Genomic DNA, 16,969 nt, shown 5'->3' on the forward strand with positions numbered 1-16,969 from the left:
AAACAATATCTTTAGACCTTAAAAGGTCTTGTAACGGCTTTGTAAACATAAAGTACTGCATTGAATTTAGAAAAACATAAAAAAAGCCCCCAAGGATACTGAATCAAAATCAGCATCATTGGAGGCTTTATAATTTATACTAACTTTTTAGCATTTGCCACTTTTTGCTTTGTAAGTGCAATTTCTATGACTTGTTTCATATCGGAAACATAATGAAAAGTTAAGCCTTTTAGATAACTTTCTTTAATTTCTAAAATGTCTTTTCTATTATCTTCACAGAGAACGATTTCTTTAATATTTGCTCTTTTTGCAGCTAGTATTTTTTCTTTAATTCCGCCAACGGGCAATACTTTTCCACGCAAAGTAATTTCGCCAGTCATGGCTAATTTATTTTTAATTTTTCGCTGCGTATAAGAAGAAACTAAAGAAGTTAACATCGTTATACCAGCACTTGGGCCATCTTTTGGTGTTGCGCCCTCAGGAACATGAATATGTACATTATATTTCTCTAAAATTTCTGGTTTTATACCGAACTCTTCTGCATTCGATTTGATGTATTGCAATGCAATCGTTGCAGATTCTTTCATAACAGTTCCTAAATTACCTGTAATTGAAAGGGTTCCTTTTCCTTTAGATAAAATAGATTCTATAAATAAAATATCGCCTCCAACTTGCGTCCAAGCTAAACCTGTCACAACACCGGCAACATCATTATTTTCAAATTTACCTCTATTTCTAGGGGCTCCTAAAATATCTTCTACTTTTTCTGTAGAAATTGTAATGTCGTATTCTTCTTCTAAAGCAATAGATTTTGCTGCGAAACGAACCACTTTAGCAATTTTCTTTTCTAGACCACGAACTCCAGATTCACGGGTGTAGCCTTCAACAATTTGCTCTAACTGTTTTTTACCTAATTTTATATGACTAGCGGTTAAGCCGTGTTCTTTTAATTGTTTTGGTAATAAATGTCTTTTCCCTATTTCTATCTTCTCTTCAATCGTATATCCAGAAACATTAATAATTTCCATTCTATCTCTTAAAGCCCAAGGAATTTCGCCTAAATTATTAGCTGTTGCTATAAAAAGTACTTTTGATAAATCATAACCAACTTCTAAATAGTTGTCATAAAAAGATTCATTCTGCTCAGGATCTAAAACTTCTAACATTGCAGAAGAAGGATCTCCTTGATGGCTTTTGCCTAATTTATCAATTTCATCTAACACAAAAACAGGATTTGAAGTTCCTGATTTTTTCAAATTCTGAATTAAACGACCTGGCATAGCACCTATATATGTTTTTCTATGACCTCTAATTTCTGCTTCATCTCTTAAACCACCTAAAGACATACGCACATATTTACGTCCTAAAGCTTCTGCTACTGATTTCCCTAACGAGGTTTTACCAACTCCAGGAGGCCCATATAAACAGATAATTGGCGATTTCATATCTCCTCTTAACTTTAAGACGGCCAAATGTTCTATGATTCTTTCTTTTACCTTTTCTAATCCGAAATGATCTCTATCTAAAACTTTCGTTGCATTTTTTAAGTCGAATTTATCTTCAGAAAAAACACCCCATGGCAACTCTAACATCAACTCTAAATAACTTCTTTGCACACCATATTCGGCAGCTTGCGGATTCATTCTTTTTAGTCGATTCAACTCTTTTTCAAAAGTTGCTCCTATTTCTTTCGTCCACTTTTTCTTTTTAGATTGCTTGCGCATTTCTTCCAATTCTTCATCGTTAGAAACGCCACCCAATTCTTCTTGAATGGTTTTTAGTTGCTGATTTAAATAATAATCACGTTGTTGCTGATCTAAATCTTCGCGTGTTTTAGACTGAATATCATTCTTTAATTTTAATTTCTGAAGCTCTTTATTTAGGTTTTTAAGCGTTAATAATGCGCGCTCTTTTAGATTGTTTTGTTCTAAAATAACTTGTTTTTGCATTACCGTTAAATCCATATTTGAAGCGATAAAATTCACCAAAAACGAATTTGATTGAATATTTTTTATCGCAAAAGACGCTTCTGATGGCAACATTGGGTTTTCTTTTATAACCTCTAACGCTTGCTCTTTTATAGAATCTATGATCGCTTCAAACTCTTTTTCGTCTTCAACTTTTCTATCTTCTATTGCCTCTTTTACAGTTGCTTTTAAATACGGTTCGTCTTGAATAATTTCATCAATTTCAAAACGTTTTTTACCCTGTATAATAACCGTTGTGTTGCCATCTGGCATTTTTAAAACACGTAAAATTTGCGCAACAACACCTGTTGTATTTAAATCTTTTAAAGTAGGATTTTCTTCATCTTCATTGCGCTGGGCAACGACTCCGATTATTTTATCGCCTTTATTCGCATCTTTTATTAACTGAATCGATTTATCTCTACCTGCAGTAATCGGTATTACAACTCCAGGAAATAAAACTGTATTTCTTAAAGGTAAAATTGGTAATATATGCGGAACGTTTTCTTTATTAATAATTTCTTCATCTTCGGGTGTCATTAACGGAATCAATTCTGAATCTTCGTTCATGATATTCTGAAAGGACAAACTGTCTAATTTTATAACTTTTGTTTTGCTCATATACTGTATATCTGTCATTATGACATTGATTTTTTAAAGATAAAAAATCAATGTCAATTTAATTTTTCTAATTTTCTGATAATCAAATACCTAAAAATTTATAGTCTAATTTCATCTATTATAAAAACAATAGTTGTGCCATTGCTAATTATAATATGAATAGCTCATTATTTTTTATCATTTTTGCAAAAAAAATAGAAAATGCCTCAAATAACCATTCGTAAAATACGCTATAAAAACTGGAACGCTATTGCAGTTTCTAATTTAGAGATTAAAATTTTAGTAGTTCCAGCAATTGGCAGAGTACTTCATTATGGTTTTTTGGCCGGTGAAAACGTATTTTATGAGAATAAAGAATTAGAGGGCGTGCAGTTTAAGGAAGGTGTCTATTTTCAAAAAGACAATAGTACACAAGCGCCCAACATTGGTGGCAATAGAGTTTTACCGTGTTCTGAAGAGTATTTTGATCGCATTACAGGAAGCAGACATCTACCTGATCCTTTTATAAACGCCAGCGCTTACTCATATTCGCTTTTAGAAAATGGCATTGTTTTAGAAAGTCCAATTAGTAAATTGTTGGGCATACAAATACAAAGAATTTTCACCATTTCTGAAACAGGAACTGCTGTAAACATCCAACAGACACTCATAAAAAAAACTGCTGCAAAAAATATAAATTTAGAAGAAATTCCTTTAACAATCTGGAGCTTATCAAAAATTAAAACTCCGAATTTTAGTTATATACCCATCAATCCAGAAAGCGTTTTTGAAAATGGATTTTTAATATCTGTTTGGCCAGATGCAGAGAATAATGCCTTTAAAAATGTGTCTGTAAATAATGCTATTTTAGAAATAAAATCTTCTAAAGATTTGCCTCAAAAAGTTGGTTCTGACTCTAAAAACTGGATTGCTGGTCTTATAAAGAAAACATTATTTGTAGAAAAGTATACCTTTACTACTGATCAAAAAGACCAATATCCAGACGGTGGCACTTCTTGTACTATTTTCGGAAACAATTTATTTAGCGAATTAGAGTGTTTAAGCCCTGAAAAAACCTTAAAAATAGGAGAAACGATACAGTATGATTTACAGTGGAGTTTGCAAACTGTGGATAAAAAAAGCGCGCTTCGATCTGTGTTACAAAACCTATAAATAGCAGATTTTACAGCTTGCTTTTAAAAACACTATTTTTATTTTCGCACAACTGTCACAACTCAAAAATAGTTTTGTCTTTAGTATAGATATATTTTATTGAAAGTTCATCAACCACATATAACCAATCTTATAGAATAGAACGCTGTAAAACGTTAGATAAAAACGCGCAATTGCAACTGTATATTACATAGCAATGTATAATTCGGCATATCGTATTTTAAAAGACAGTTTTGAAGCCGAAGATATAATGCAAGAAGCTTTTTTTAACAGCTGTCACAAAAATGCATACATATAAAGACGAAGTTACTTTTGGCGCTTGATTAAAACGAATTGTAATTAATAAGAGTTTAACGCAACTAAAAAAAAACAGTCGCTACCAAGAAGTTAAAATGGAAGTTATTCTGAATGATGTAGATGAAAGTGAGTCTTTAAATTAATAAGGTATTCCAAAAAACTTATAAAGCTTTAAAGAAAAAAATAGTTATTTTAGAGAAATTAAAGTATTTCATATGTTTTCTTTTCCTTTAGTTCTTCTTTAAACCTTCTTTAAATAAAAGCAACGAAACACTATCTTATTTTTTTTCGTTTTGCCTCTTTAATTTTTTTGGTCTTGTTTCTTTTCCCTTAACTTGTTTTTCTCTCTCTCATCAAAGAACCTAGTAATTGCGATACTGACTTGTTGCTTCGAAAACATGTTCTAAAATACGTTGATCCTTGTCTTCAAAAACCAAGTTTTTACGTTTCATAACCACAGTTGCAACTTCAAAAACTTTGTTTGTTTTATATTCTGTAAAACCAGCTGGGCCACCCCAACTAAAAGACGGAATAAAATTTCTTGGAAATCCGCTTCCATAAATGTTAGCAGAAACACCAATTACTGTTCCTGTATTAAACATGGTATTGATGCCACATTTAGAGTGATCGCCCATCATTAAACCACAAAACTGTAAACCTGTTTTGGCAAAACGACCTGTTTCATAATCCCATAATTTAACTTCGGCATAATTATTTTTTAGATTAGAATTATTTGTATCGGCCCCTAAATTACACCATTCTCCTAAAACAGAATTCCCTAAATAACCGTCATGCCCTTTGCTTGTAAACCCGAATAAGACAGAATTATTTACCTCACCAGAAACTTTACAATAAGGCCCCATTGTGGTTCCTCCGTAAATTTTTGCACCCATTTTTAAAACTGCATGATCACACATGGCAAAAGGTCCTTTCACAGAACTATTTTCCATTATAACGGCATCTTTACCAATATAAATAGGTCCATCAGAAGCATTTAAAGTAGCAAAAGTTATTTCTGCACCTTCTTCTATAAAAATATTTTCTTTGTTAATATATCTCGTTCCTTCAGGAATTGGTTGCGATGTTCTACCCTCTGTAACCAAATCAAAATCTTGCTGAATGGCTTCGTAATTTAAAGAGAAAATATCCCAAGTATTATTTATTTTAAGAAGATTGTCCTCAAACTCAATATGTGTATAATCTTCAAAGTTTACTTCTTCTTGGGTATCTGTTGTAAAAAAAGCAATGACATCATCACCCTTAAAAATAGCTTCATTTTCAGATAAGTTTTTTACTTTTTCTACCAAACTTTTAGTCGGACAAAAAGAGCCATTTATCAATATATTTTCTGCCATTTCAACCATCGGATACTTTTCTTCTAAATATTCTTCGGTAATAGTTGTTGTGGTCAAACTTAAATGTTTTTCCCATTTTTCTCTAATGGTTAAAATACCTATTCTAATATCTGCAACAGGTCTTGTATAGGTAAAAGGTAATAGCGAATTTCTAACATCGCCATCAAAAAGGATATAATTCATAAAAAAACTTTAGGCAAATATAAATCTTTGCCATTTTTAATTGGTATTTTTTATAAAAAATTACAATTAAAAAAAACAAAGACTTATTTTTAGGTGGTACTCAAAATCAAAAAGCTGTTTAAATTTAAATAATTGCCTGTTCAAACAATTAATGCTACTGCTACATTACACCTAGAAAATTTTGCTGAAATTTTATTGAGTAAGCCAGCCATAGAAAATTTTAGTTAAAGTTGTACCTTGCTTAAACCCAATGTACGTTTAGGTTTTCTAATGCAGCATTTAATTGAACTAGCGATTTGGTCTCGATAACATGTGTATCAATAGTTAGTTTTTTTTTATCAGTTTTAATAATATACTTACCAGCATATTTTTCTATCTGCTTAATTTTAGACAGATTTACTTGCCTACCAAACAAACTGTTATTCTTTATAACCTTCTTATTAATCGTTAAATATTTAGTGTGTTTTAAGTAAAAATATTTTGACACGAACATGATAGGTGCTAAAATAGCAAAAACAGTATACCACTGATTTTGTTGCTCCTTTAATGTTATAAATCCTGTTATTACAAAAAATAAACTGTACAATAAGTGCGTGTTTAAATGTCTTTTTTTATAGGGTACTTTCATCTTTTTCATCTTTAAAAGTTATAAATACCCTAAATTTACAATATTATTAGATTTTTACAAAACGTTTTGTCATAGAATTCTCGCCATTTAAAGATGTAATTCTTACTATATAAACGCCGTTATTTAAGTTTGAAACCATTACTGAAGTATCATTTTTTGAAATTTGCTTCGTTAACACTTCTTTACCCAATAGATTAAAAACTTTAATATTTAGCTTTTCAGTATTTTGAATTTGAAAGTCTATAGTAAGTTTTGAATCCGTTGGATTAGGGTACATCGAGATAGTTCCTAGAGCATCAAAAGAGGCAATACTTAAAGTTCCTTCTGCAACGACAGTAATTGTTCCGAACATATTGGTTCTGTGAGGAGAGCAAATGTAATCATTCGTTCCGACCTGCGTAAAGGTTTTAGAAAAAGTACCTCCTTGAGTAAAAAATGAGCTTTCAAAGCTCTCTTTGGCTGTTGACGTGCTCTGCACGTTATGGCTACCTCCAGAATACCAATTCCAGATAACAGTGTCGCCAACCTCTATGGTTCTACTAGACTTGGTGTTACCGGTTGCAGATGGGGTAGAATTAAAACTCCAATCAATCGTAACGGTGTTTACGGTTTGCGCTGCAATACTTGTTGCAAGCATTAAAAGGCATAGAAAAAGTAATTTTTTAATCATAATTTAAAGTTTTTAACGTGTTAATTTTATTTTATAGTTCAAGAAATACTGTTCTCAAGAACATCACAAATAAATTAAAAACAAGGCTTTGACCCAATAATAAAAAGCTAAAAGGGAAAAAAAGCACCTAAAAGGGAAGAACTTCACTTGAATTTTTTACTTTTTTTAATGAAATAGAACATCAAGTACGAAAGAATTGTATTTTTGATTTTATGACAAAGATTAAAAAAGACTTTAAAGAAATTAGTGAATCTCAAGTTACCATTATGCAATTGATGTTACCCTCACACTCTAACTTTAGTGGAAAAATACATGGAGGACATATTTTAAATTTGATGGATCAAATTGCCTTTGCCTGTGCGTCTAAACATTCGGGTAATTACTGCGTAACAGCTTCTGTAAATAAGGTAGATTTTTTAAACCCTATTGAAGTGGGCGAATTAGTGACCTTAAAAGCCTCTATAAATTTTACTGGAAGAACTTCTATGGTAGTTGGTTTGCGCGTTATTTCAGAAAATATTAGAACGGGTGCAACAAAACATTGCAACTCTTCTTATTTTACGATGGTCGCTAAAGATGATAACGGAAAAAGCACTCCTATTCCTGGTATTATTCTAACTTCTAAACAAGAAATAAGACGTTTTGCTAGAAGTATTATTAGGCAACAAGAGGGTAAAAATAGAACTTCTCGTTTTCATAGCAAAGTTTTTAAAGTTGATGACTATTTACATCTTTTTGAAAGCAGTAATTCTAGAATTGAGCTAGATGAAAAATAGGCTTTTTCTTTTTGATTTTTGAATTGAATCAAAACAACTAAACTAAAAATATAGGAAGTTAAGAATCTTGAAATAGAATAACACGCCATAAAAGATAAAAAAAATACTACTACTATTCTTAATTTTATGGATAAACAACGTCTGTAGCCAAAATAGATTAAGCAGAATTGTAGTTGATTCAGACACTAAAAATCCTATCGAATATGTCGATATTTACAACAGCACTAATTTTACGTCTACCAATTCTGAAGGCAAGTCTTTATTCACTTCAGAACAAGACGCTATACATATAAGATTACTTGGTTATACACCAATAGCTACCACTTTTAAAAACATAAAAAATGACACTATATTTTTAGAAAATAAGTTTGAACTATTAGACGAAATTATTTTAGGAAACTCTAATTCACTATCTGCTATTTATAAAGAATTCCCAAATAATTATCCGCTTAAACCGTATTCTGAATCCTTTTTTTTAAGATGTTTTTTAAAAAAAGATGGCGCATTTTTAAAATTGCAAGATTTAAACGGGTTGGTAAAAAGAAAGACGCTTTTTGATTCTTCAAAAAAATCAATGCCCAAAAAGAACTACAAGGTAGAAATTTTACAAATGCGCAAAGCTGGTATTAAAGAAAAAGGAATCTATTTTAAAATGTTTAGTTTCAAGGAAATTTTAAACTTAACTAGTTCCCTTATAATCGATCCTAAATTATACAACTTCAAAGAAAAATTCTCTGATAATAATGAGTGTACCAAATATCATTTTTTACCAAAACCAGACCAAAAAACGAAAATACAAGGATCTTATTTAATCAATAATAAAGATAAGGCGATTATAGAGTTTACATCAAACCATCGTATCAAAAGTCCGTTTACCGAAGTCCAAGAAATTAAATTTAGAACAACTTCTTTTGAATATTTAGTTTCCTTTAAAAAGGATACCCTTGATGACCTGTATTATGTAGACAAATCAAAAAAAATAGCGCAAGTAGAAGTTATTACAGACAATAAAGGTAGTCTTTATGATTTAGAATACTCTTAGATTACGTTGGGCAAAACCAACAATAAGATAGATAAAAATGTTTCCATTAAAAAAGACATTTTCAAGTTAAAAAAGCCTTTTTATAAAGACTTTTGGTACAAGCAAGAAGATTTGCTATTAACCCAGGAAATGAAAGAGTTTCTAGAAAATTTAGAAAACTCACAAAAGGAATTTAAAACCATCACGAACATCAAATAAGAAAATATAATTACCTAAATTATTTTTTTTACACCGTTATAAAAAGACAGCCATTAAAAATTTAATGATTTTACGTACATTTTTTTATGTTGATAGTTATTTGCTCCTTTTTGAAAGTAGTAACTCTAAAATTAATCTAGCTTACTTTAAAAAAAGGGTTCATATTTTAATTATAAAAACTTTAACGTCCAAAATATTGATCTAAAATACCTGCAATAAACTTTATTTAGTAGTAAACCAAGGTGGCAACTGTAAAACTGTAATTTTAAAAAACCACAATAAAAATAATTAAAGGACTCTTCGAAACACATTTATTTCTTGAAAATATTGAACGTTCTGTGAATTTTTATGATATTCCTCTTGAATTACAGCAATACCGTTTCTGCCCAAAGCGCCGTCTTGCCTTTCTCTGGATTGGGGAGAAATAACAGTCTATACTCGGATTATGGGAAAAGCCAAAAGATGAAATTAATATTCGTCATTTTGATTTTGCCTGTGAGCCCTATTAAATTTTAAATGAATCGATAAATTATCTAAAAAAAAGAAATCTACATTTCTGTAATTTTTTAAGTGACGAAACTGAAAGCCCCATGGTCTTTGCTTGGATGCCCGAAATTGCAATCTATTTTACAGATCCAGTCGGGCATTATCCCGATTTTATCGGTATGTTAAATTTACAATTTAAACCTGAAAACGGAGTGATTTCTTATGAAAAATGGAAAGAATTAGAAATTAAAGAAGCATAAAAAGCCATACAACACGGCATAAAATTAATTGTTGATTTTACCCTGTTTACAAAAACACAAATATACTTTCTAACAATGTTCTTGGTAATAATATTCTAAAGAAACCTCGAAACTAATCTTATTTATAATTTTAAGAAAACTTTTTAAAAGCTAATATTCCAAACCAATAACTCTTCTAACCTCATCTAAAGTTGCTATTAAATTTTCAGAAAACTCAAAGGTCATCACATCACTTTGTTTTTTGCCATCTTTAATAAGCTGACTAAAATGTTCGGCTTCAAAACTGTAACCAATTGTTGTTACTTTTAAATCAATAACTTCCTCTTTGTGATCTTTTATAACTGATATGCTTGCAGGTTCTTGAAAGCGACTATGCAATTTCACAACAGCATCTTCAAAGGTAAAAATTGCTTCTGTTGGTGTTTCTTCTAATAACGTACTTTTTAAATGCGCTTTTGCATCGTCATATTCAAAAATCATTGCGCAACTAGCGTCTGCTCCGTTTTCAAAAAAAGTAGCTTTTGCTTCCATATTGTTTGGTTTCCCTAATGTTGCTAAAGCTGCAAAAATTGGGTAAATTCCGATATCTAATAAGCTACCACCACCAACTTCTTTTTTAAATACTCTACTTTTAGTATTGTAAGGCGTAAAAAAACCAAAATCGGCTTCTAATTTTTTTAATTTTCCGTATTTTTCGCTTTTCACAATCTCTAGAACAACATTAAAATGAGGTAGAAAATACGTCCATAAAGCCTCCATTAGTAACGTATCATTTTCTTTTGCCACGGAAATCATTTCTGCTACTTCTTGCGCATTCATTGCAAAAGGTTTCTCGCATAAAACGGCTTTTTTATGTTGCAAACATAGTATGGAGTGTTCTTTATGAAAACTATGTGGCGTTGCTATATAAATGGCATCTACTTCAGAATCTTTTATTAATGCTTCGTAAGAATCATACGCTTTTTTGGCATGGTGTTTTTCTGCAAATTTATTGGCATTTTCTTGACTTCTAGACGCCACTGCAAACAATGCTGCATTTTCTAAAGTTGCTAAATCTGTAGCAAATTTATCAGCAATTTTTCCGAGGCCAATAATACCCCATTTTATGGTTTTATTTTTCATTTTTAATATTTTTATTACACAAACTAAAGCCTGTGTCAATTCATACATTATCATATGAGATTTTTGGATTGGCAATGCATTTATTCACAGGAATAAATGCATATTTTTCATTTTCAAACCCTATTAATCTGTTCCAATTGTTTCTAAATCTTCGAACTTTTCTTTTGTAGGGATAAAAGTCTGTAATATAATTGCAATTCCCATTACCAAGGCACAGCCCAATAAATTGAGCCATAAATAAGGCAACCAATCTAACATAAAAACTGTAATAATTAATATTTGTGTAATAACCGCTGCAATAAAGACCGCATTTCCTCTTACATATTTTACAAAAAATGCTAATAAGAAAATGCCTAAAACATTTCCATAAAATATAGAACCAATAATATTGACTAACTGAATTAAATTATCGAATAAATTGGCTACGCAGGCCACAGAAATAGCAATAATTCCCCAAGCTAACGTAAACCATTTAGATGCTGTTACAAAATGCGCATCGCTTTTTTCTCCTTTTACATTTCTTTTGTATAAATCCATCGCGGTTGTGCTTGCCAACGCATTTAATTCTGATGCGGTAGATGACATTGCTGCAGATAAAATTACCGCTAATAAAAGTCCGATTAAACCTCTTGGTAAGTTATTTAAAATAAAATGAATAAACACATAATCTTTATCATTCGATTCTATTTTATCCAACGTGTTTTCTTCATCAATTTTATCAATAATTATTTTTGATTTTACTTTTAAGGCTAAATCTCTTTCATTTAAATCTTGAATTTGTTGTTTTTCCTCTAACTGAAAACCATCAATAAAAAGTGCTTTTTTACTGTTTTCTATTTGGATGTGTTCTTGCTCTAATGCCTTGTATTCATTAACATACTTCGATTTTAAAACTTCTTCATTTGCGCCTGGATTAAAGTTTAATGGTGAAGGATTGAATTGATAAAACACAAAAACCATCACCCCAATTAGCAAAATAAAAAACTGCATGGGCACTTTTAACAATCCGTTAAAAATTAACCCTAATTGACTTTCTCGAACAGATTTCCCAGACAAATACCGTTGCACTTGACTTTGATCTGTTCCGAAATAAGACAACATTAAAAACGTTCCGCCTAAAATCCCTGTCCAAACGGTATATCGATTGCTTAAATCGAAAGAGAAATCTAACACTTCCATTTTGTTGCTTGCGCCAGCAATTTCTAATGCATTTGTAAACGTAATATTTTCTGGAAGCTGACTCATAATCATGATAAATGCAATGAGCATTCCTACAAAAATGATAATCATTTGCTGCTTTTGTGTTACGTTTACCGCTTTTGTTCCTCCAGAAACGGTGTAAATAATCACTAAAAAACCGATAATAATATTTAAAGTTAACAAATCCCAACCTAATACTGCACTTAAAATAATTGCTGGCGCAAAAATGGTAATTCCGGCTGCCAACCCACGCTGAATTAAAAATAAAATCGCTGCTAAACTTCTGGTTTTCAGATCGAATCTTCCTTCTAAAAATTCATACGCTGTGTACACTTTTAACTTGTGATAAATAGGAATAAAAACCACACAAATAATCACCATTGCAATGGGCAATCCGAAGTAAAACTGAACAAAACCCATTCCGCTATGAAACGCCTGTCCTGGCGTTGATAAAAATGTAATTGCACTTGCCTGTGTTGCCATCACAGACAAACCGATTGTCCACCATTTAGAATCGCTTCCGCCTTTTATATAGTCGGTAACGTTCGCATTTTTTCTAGTTACGTAAGTTCCATAACCGACAATAAAAAGTAAGGTTACTGTTAAAATACTCCAATCTACAGCGTGTAATTTGCTTTCTATTTCCATAAAATTAAACTGTAAAATAATTGGTTATAAAATAAAAAGCAATAATATACGCTATGTTAGCTACTAAAACCAGTGTATATTCTTTTTTCCAAGTGTATTTTTGATTTTTCATTTTTACCTTTTTTTTGAAGCTATTTTCTGCTTGTACTACATCCTAAAATTATTTAAAGCAATTTCTTTTTAACTATATTGTACCAATTAAAATTTTACGGTCTGATGTTGCAATCTCTAATTTAAAAGCAGCTATATTTTTTCATTAACAATTAAAAAAATGCCGTTTAACCCAAGCTTAAACTTTTTTGCTACTTCAAATAATCTTTAAAATAGCCATTGTATAAAAGCTATTTATTTCTGAATTGCTGACTTCGCAGAAACCACAAAACAATTATATGCTCAAAGTTTATAATTTTGATTACCTAGAACTTTATGGTTACTTTTTTTTGCCAACAGACAGCATATTTGCGAACAATCTATACGCTCCAGACACTCCTGCTGGTAATTCTCTAAAAAAACTTAAACCGGTATACATATAATTCCCTTTGCCGTATTTTGCAATTAATAAACTTCCGCTTTTTGGCAATTCGCCTTTATCATACATCGATAAAATAGGTGTAAAGTTTTCATCCCAAGCATCCGGAAAATACAAACCTCTTTCTTGCACCCAACCTTTAAAATCTTCTTCGGTAATTTTATTAGGAAAATTTAATAATTCGTGACTTTGGTCTAAAATAAACACATTAGAAAGCTCATCGGTAACTCGATCTCTAGATAATCTTAATTTAAAAGGCGCATCTACATCTACACCTCTATTGGTGTTGTATTGCACAATCATATTTCCCCCATTTTTAACATATTCTAACAGAAATTTTTGCTTAAATTTTAATTCCTCTACAACATTGTACGCTCTAATTCCTAATACAATAGCATCAAATTTCTTTAAATTTGTTGCATTAATTTCTAACGGATTGATCTCTACAACATTGTAACCAATTTGGCGTAAACTTTCTGGAACAGCATCTCCTGCACCTTTTATATACCCAATTTTATCGCCTACTTTCTTAATGTTTAAACGCACTATTTTGGCCTCTGAAATTAACAAAACAGACTGTTTAGGAATATGGCTATAATTAATTTCTACCAATTCTTTTGTATAATTTTTTCCGTTTGATGTTGCTACTACTTTTAATTTCCCCACAGATTCATTTTTGGGCGCTGTGACTAAAAAATCGATGGTTTGTTGATCGTTTTTCTGTTCAATATTAAAAACCTTTTCACTGGGCGTAATCTGCCAATTTTCTGGAACCTGTAATGTTACGATACCCGACGTAAAATTTGCGCCAGCTTTTACAACAACACTTACTTTTTTAGGCATTTCATCAGCAAAAATAAGTACCTTATTCTTTAATTTTGTGGTGATTAAAGGCATAATTTGAAAAGGTTCATAAATTTCTCCTTTATCGCTTTCGGCATACCTTCTTACTACATCTTTCGTAATAGTAATCGGAATTCCTTCCATCACCAAATTAAAATCTATTTTGGCCGGTCTTGGCGTTTCTGGCATGCCAATTAATAAGGGATTGCTAACGGTATACATTCCTAATTCTGAAGGTTCTCTTAACCAATAAGGATCTGAATATTGGTCTGTTTCAAGCGTGATTGTCTCCTTAAACTCATTTTTTTTATTGTCAGAGAGCGTAGCTTCTTTTACAAATCTTTTTTTATCAATTTTAGATTCAATAGACGCTAAAACCATCGCAACGTCACTTCTATTTAATACTTCAAAATTAACATCCATATTAGAATTTGGTGTTCCGCTTGCACTACTTGCAGAGACCTCTAAATACAACCCGGCGCAGGCTTCGATAATTTCTTTAATTTGAGTTTCTTTAATTTTTCGCCAATGTGAATCTTCCAATAACTCTATTTTTTGATATGCCTTTAATAATTTTACAATGTGTTTAGACGGATTCACAAAATCGAAATTTTCTTCAATATCATATAAAATATCGCCAATTTCTCCGCCACCTTTAATGCGATTCCAAGTAGTATTAATACCCGAAAATATATCGTTCGAATCCTTTAAAGTATCACCCTTTAAAAATTTTAAATATTCCGTTTGCGCACCTCTTGTGGTTACTCGCCCAAAACCTTGACATAAATGCTGACTACTTGCCATAGACGCTAACTCATTATTAGACAAGCCTTTTAACGGATAATATACACCAACATTTAGTTTTGTGAAATCTTTAGAGGCGATTTCGAATGCAGTATTATCGCCGTAAAACCAAGAAGATGTATTGAAAAACAGACGCTTTGGCTTCCATAAACTCGTATTTTCTAATTGAGCATTGTATTTTGTACTATCGTTTGCCATTTCAAAAGCTTCTACACTTAACATGGCAGAACTGGTATGATGACCATGCGTTGTACCTGGAGTTTCATGATTAAAACGATTGATAATTACATCGGGCTTAAAATTTCTAATTGCCCAAACCACATCACTCAAAACCTTTTCTTTGTTCCAAATTTTAAGCGTTTCGTCTGGATGTTTCGAGTAGCCAAAATCATTAGCTCGTGTAAAAAACTGCTCGCCACCATCAATATTTCTGGCCGCCAACAATTCTTGCGTTCTAATAACCCCTAACAATTCTCTAATTTCTGGGCCAATTAAATTCTGACCTCCATCTCCTCTTGTTAAAGATAAATAGCCAGTTCTTGCTTTCACTTTATTTGATAAATAAGCAATTAAACGTGTGTTTTCGTCATCTGGATGCGCCGCAATGTAGAGCGCTGTTCCTAAAAAATTAAGTTTTTGAATTTTCTCATAAATCTCATTAGACGTTAATTTTTGAGGTTCTTGAGCAAATATTGAAGTTGAAATCAATAAAAAAACAGCTGTAAAGAGTAAAAATTTCTTCATATATAAAGTAGTCAATTTTTGTTGAGTTGGTCGCAATTTAAACCTATATAAAGCTTTTTGTTTGCGCTCAAAAAAACAATTAGTATGTTCTTGTGGATTATCACCAAAAACAAATGTAGTTTTTTTGAATCAAAAATTGGTTTGTTAACATAATTATAACATTTTAAAAACCTTAAAAACAATGGTCATAACCTGTTGATAAATTAATTTTTAAAATCGCTAATTAACATTATATTTGTAAGACTAATTAAGAAAAGAAAGTAAATGAAATTTATTGTATCAAGTTCGCAATTATTAAAACAATTACAAGTTTTAGGCGGCGTTATAAATAGCAACAATACCTTACCAATTTTAGACAATTTTTTGTTTGAATTGTCTGAAAATCAACTAAAAGTTTCTGCATCAGATTTAGAAACAACTATGAGTTCTGTAGTAGATGTAGAGAGTGATAGCAGTGCTTCTATAGCTGTTTCTGCGCGTTTATTACTAGATACTTTAAAAACGTTTCCAGACCAACCCTTAACCTTCAAAACCGAAGGTGATAACACCATAGAAATTAGTTCTGATCAGGGTAAATATGATATGGCTTATTTTAGTGGAGACGAGTTTCCGAAAGCGGTTTCTTTGCCTTCACCAAGTACAACCGTTGTGCCTGCTCATATTTTAGGAACTGCTATTTCTAAAACAATCTTTGCTGCCGGAAATGATGATTTGCGCCCCGTAATGAGTGGTGTATTTTTTCAATTTAGTTCACAAAGCTTAACTTTTGTGGCAACAGATGCACACAAATTAGTGAAATATTCTAGAACAGACGTAACTGCAGATCAAACAGCAGAGTTTATTATGCCAAAAAAACCTTTAAATTTATTAAAAGGAATTTTAGGCGGATCTGAAAGCGATGTAACAATCGAATATAATGACGCTAACGCAAAATTTACGTTTGATAATGTGGTTTTGGTGTGTCGTTTAATCGACGGAAAATATCCTAACTACGAAGCGGTAATTCCAAAAGAGAATCCGAATAAATTAACAGTAGATAGAGCTTCTTTCTTAAATTCTGTAAGACGTGTTTCTATTTTCTCTAGTAAAACTACGCATCAAATTCGTTTAAAAATGGCGGGCACAGAACTAAATATTTCTGCGGAAGATTTAGATTTTGCTAACAAAGCAGATGAACGTTTAAGTTGTGATTATCAAGGTGATGATATGCAGATTGGCTTCAACTCTCGTTTTTTAAGCGAAATGCTAAACAATTTAAGTTCTAACGAAGTACTCATTGAAATGTCTTTGCCTAACAGAGCAGGAATTTTAACGCCTATTGATGGTACCGATGAGGGTGAAAAAGTGACGATGTTAGTGATGCCCGTGATGTTGAATAGCTAATACGTGAATCACATAAAATATAAAACAGAGAGCATCATTTAATTATGATGCTTTCTTTGTT

Annotated in this window: 12 protein-coding genes; 5 read left to right on the forward strand and 7 right to left on the reverse strand. The window is 31.4% G+C overall.

Annotation, left to right across the window (positions count from 1 at the left end):
- Window positions 1-134: 134 nt before the first annotated feature.
- Window positions 135-2,606: an endopeptidase La gene (gene lon, locus ES044_RS06235; protein WP_147118464.1), complete on the reverse strand. Its 2,472-nt coding sequence runs from the start codon at window positions 2,604-2,606 to the stop codon at window positions 135-137.
- Between the two features lie 183 nt (window positions 2,607-2,789).
- On the opposite strand from lon, the gene ES044_RS06240 reads away from it, so the two are divergent.
- Window positions 2,790-3,740, forward strand: a complete 951-nt coding sequence (locus tag ES044_RS06240) for a hypothetical protein (protein WP_147118463.1) — start codon at window positions 2,790-2,792, stop codon at window positions 3,738-3,740.
- A 659-nt stretch (window positions 3,741-4,399) separates the two neighbouring features.
- Here the strand turns inward: ES044_RS06240 and ES044_RS06250 are convergent.
- From ES044_RS06250 to ES044_RS06260, 3 genes are all read right to left on the reverse strand, one after another.
- Window positions 4,400-5,575, reverse strand: a complete 1,176-nt coding sequence (locus ES044_RS06250) for a GlmU family protein (protein WP_147118462.1) — start codon at window positions 5,573-5,575, stop codon at window positions 4,400-4,402.
- Between the two features lie 241 nt (window positions 5,576-5,816).
- On the reverse strand, window positions 5,817-6,212 hold the full coding sequence (locus ES044_RS06255) for a hypothetical protein (protein ID WP_223269135.1): 396 nt from the start codon (window positions 6,210-6,212) through the stop codon (window positions 5,817-5,819).
- A gap of 37 nt (window positions 6,213-6,249) precedes the next feature.
- Complete coding sequence (locus ES044_RS06260) at window positions 6,250-6,873, reverse strand: T9SS type A sorting domain-containing protein (protein WP_147118461.1); 624 nt, start codon at window positions 6,871-6,873, stop codon at window positions 6,250-6,252.
- 212 nt (window positions 6,874-7,085) lie between these two features.
- On the opposite strand from ES044_RS06260, the gene ES044_RS06265 reads away from it, so the two are divergent.
- The 3 genes from ES044_RS06265 (at window position 7,086) to ES044_RS18830 (ending at window position 9,635) form a co-directional block, all read left to right on the forward strand.
- The gene (locus ES044_RS06265; RefSeq protein ID WP_189663206.1) at window positions 7,086-7,649 is read left to right on the forward strand and encodes an acyl-CoA thioesterase; all 564 of its coding nucleotides are present in this window, start codon (window positions 7,086-7,088) and stop codon (window positions 7,647-7,649) included.
- A 574-nt stretch (window positions 7,650-8,223) separates the two neighbouring features.
- A complete protein-coding gene (locus ES044_RS18825) occupies window positions 8,224-8,691 on the forward strand; it encodes a hypothetical protein (protein WP_223269134.1) in 468 nt (155 codons plus the stop codon).
- A gap of 788 nt (window positions 8,692-9,479) precedes the next feature.
- Window positions 9,480-9,635 (forward strand): hypothetical protein, encoded by a 156-nt coding sequence (locus tag ES044_RS18830; protein ID WP_223269133.1) that lies wholly within the window; start codon window positions 9,480-9,482, stop codon window positions 9,633-9,635.
- Window positions 9,636-9,785: 150 nt separating this feature from the next.
- Here the strand turns inward: ES044_RS18830 and ES044_RS06280 are convergent, their stop codons facing one another.
- The 3 genes from ES044_RS06280 to ES044_RS06290 form a co-directional block, all read right to left on the reverse strand.
- The gene (locus ES044_RS06280; RefSeq protein WP_147118460.1) at window positions 9,786-10,757 is read right to left on the reverse strand and encodes a Gfo/Idh/MocA family protein; all 972 of its coding nucleotides are present in this window, start codon (window positions 10,755-10,757) and stop codon (window positions 9,786-9,788) included.
- Between the two features lie 123 nt (window positions 10,758-10,880).
- Complete coding sequence (locus ES044_RS06285; RefSeq protein WP_147118459.1) at window positions 10,881-12,605, reverse strand: sodium:solute symporter; 1,725 nt, start codon at window positions 12,603-12,605, stop codon at window positions 10,881-10,883.
- A gap of 430 nt (window positions 12,606-13,035) precedes the next feature.
- Window positions 13,036-15,525 (reverse strand): PIG-L family deacetylase, encoded by a 2,490-nt coding sequence (locus ES044_RS06290; protein ID WP_147118458.1) that lies wholly within the window; start codon window positions 15,523-15,525, stop codon window positions 13,036-13,038.
- A 264-nt stretch (window positions 15,526-15,789) separates the two neighbouring features.
- On the opposite strand from ES044_RS06290, the gene dnaN reads away from it, so the two are divergent.
- Entirely contained in the window at window positions 15,790-16,908 is a 1,119-nt protein-coding gene (gene dnaN / locus ES044_RS06295; protein ID WP_147118457.1) for a DNA polymerase III subunit beta, read from the forward strand.
- The last annotated feature ends 61 nt before the right edge of the window (window positions 16,909-16,969 follow it).

The organism is Polaribacter sp. IC066 (assembly GCF_007997085.1).
GTDB lineage: Bacteria > Bacteroidota > Bacteroidia > Flavobacteriales > Flavobacteriaceae > Polaribacter.

What these genes read in the sequence shown, in the direction of transcription:
- lon (WP_147118464.1), bottom strand. Translation starts at nt 2,606, where the DNA reads ATGACAGATATACAGTATATGAGCAAAACAAAAGTTATAAAATTAGAC.
- ES044_RS06240 (WP_147118463.1), top strand. Translation starts at nt 2,790, where the DNA reads ATGCCTCAAATAACCATTCGTAAAATACGCTATAAAAACTGGAACGCT.
- ES044_RS06250 (WP_147118462.1), bottom strand. Translation starts at nt 5,575, where the DNA reads ATGAATTATATCCTTTTTGATGGCGATGTTAGAAATTCGCTATTACCT.
- ES044_RS06255 (WP_223269135.1), bottom strand. Translation starts at nt 6,212, where the DNA reads ATGAAAAAGATGAAAGTACCCTATAAAAAAAGACATTTAAACACGCAC.
- ES044_RS06260 (WP_147118461.1), bottom strand. Translation starts at nt 6,873, where the DNA reads ATGATTAAAAAATTACTTTTTCTATGCCTTTTAATGCTTGCAACAAGT.
- ES044_RS06265 (WP_189663206.1), top strand. Translation starts at nt 7,086, where the DNA reads ATGACAAAGATTAAAAAAGACTTTAAAGAAATTAGTGAATCTCAAGTT.
- ES044_RS18825 (WP_223269134.1), top strand. Translation starts at nt 8,224, where the DNA reads ATGCCCAAAAAGAACTACAAGGTAGAAATTTTACAAATGCGCAAAGCT.
- ES044_RS18830 (WP_223269133.1), top strand. Translation starts at nt 9,480, where the DNA reads ATGGTCTTTGCTTGGATGCCCGAAATTGCAATCTATTTTACAGATCCA.
- ES044_RS06280 (WP_147118460.1), bottom strand. Translation starts at nt 10,757, where the DNA reads ATGAAAAATAAAACCATAAAATGGGGTATTATTGGCCTCGGAAAAATT.
- ES044_RS06285 (WP_147118459.1), bottom strand. Translation starts at nt 12,605, where the DNA reads ATGGAAATAGAAAGCAAATTACACGCTGTAGATTGGAGTATTTTAACA.
- ES044_RS06290 (WP_147118458.1), bottom strand. Translation starts at nt 15,525, where the DNA reads ATGAAGAAATTTTTACTCTTTACAGCTGTTTTTTTATTGATTTCAACT.
- dnaN (WP_147118457.1), top strand. Translation starts at nt 15,790, where the DNA reads ATGAAATTTATTGTATCAAGTTCGCAATTATTAAAACAATTACAAGTT.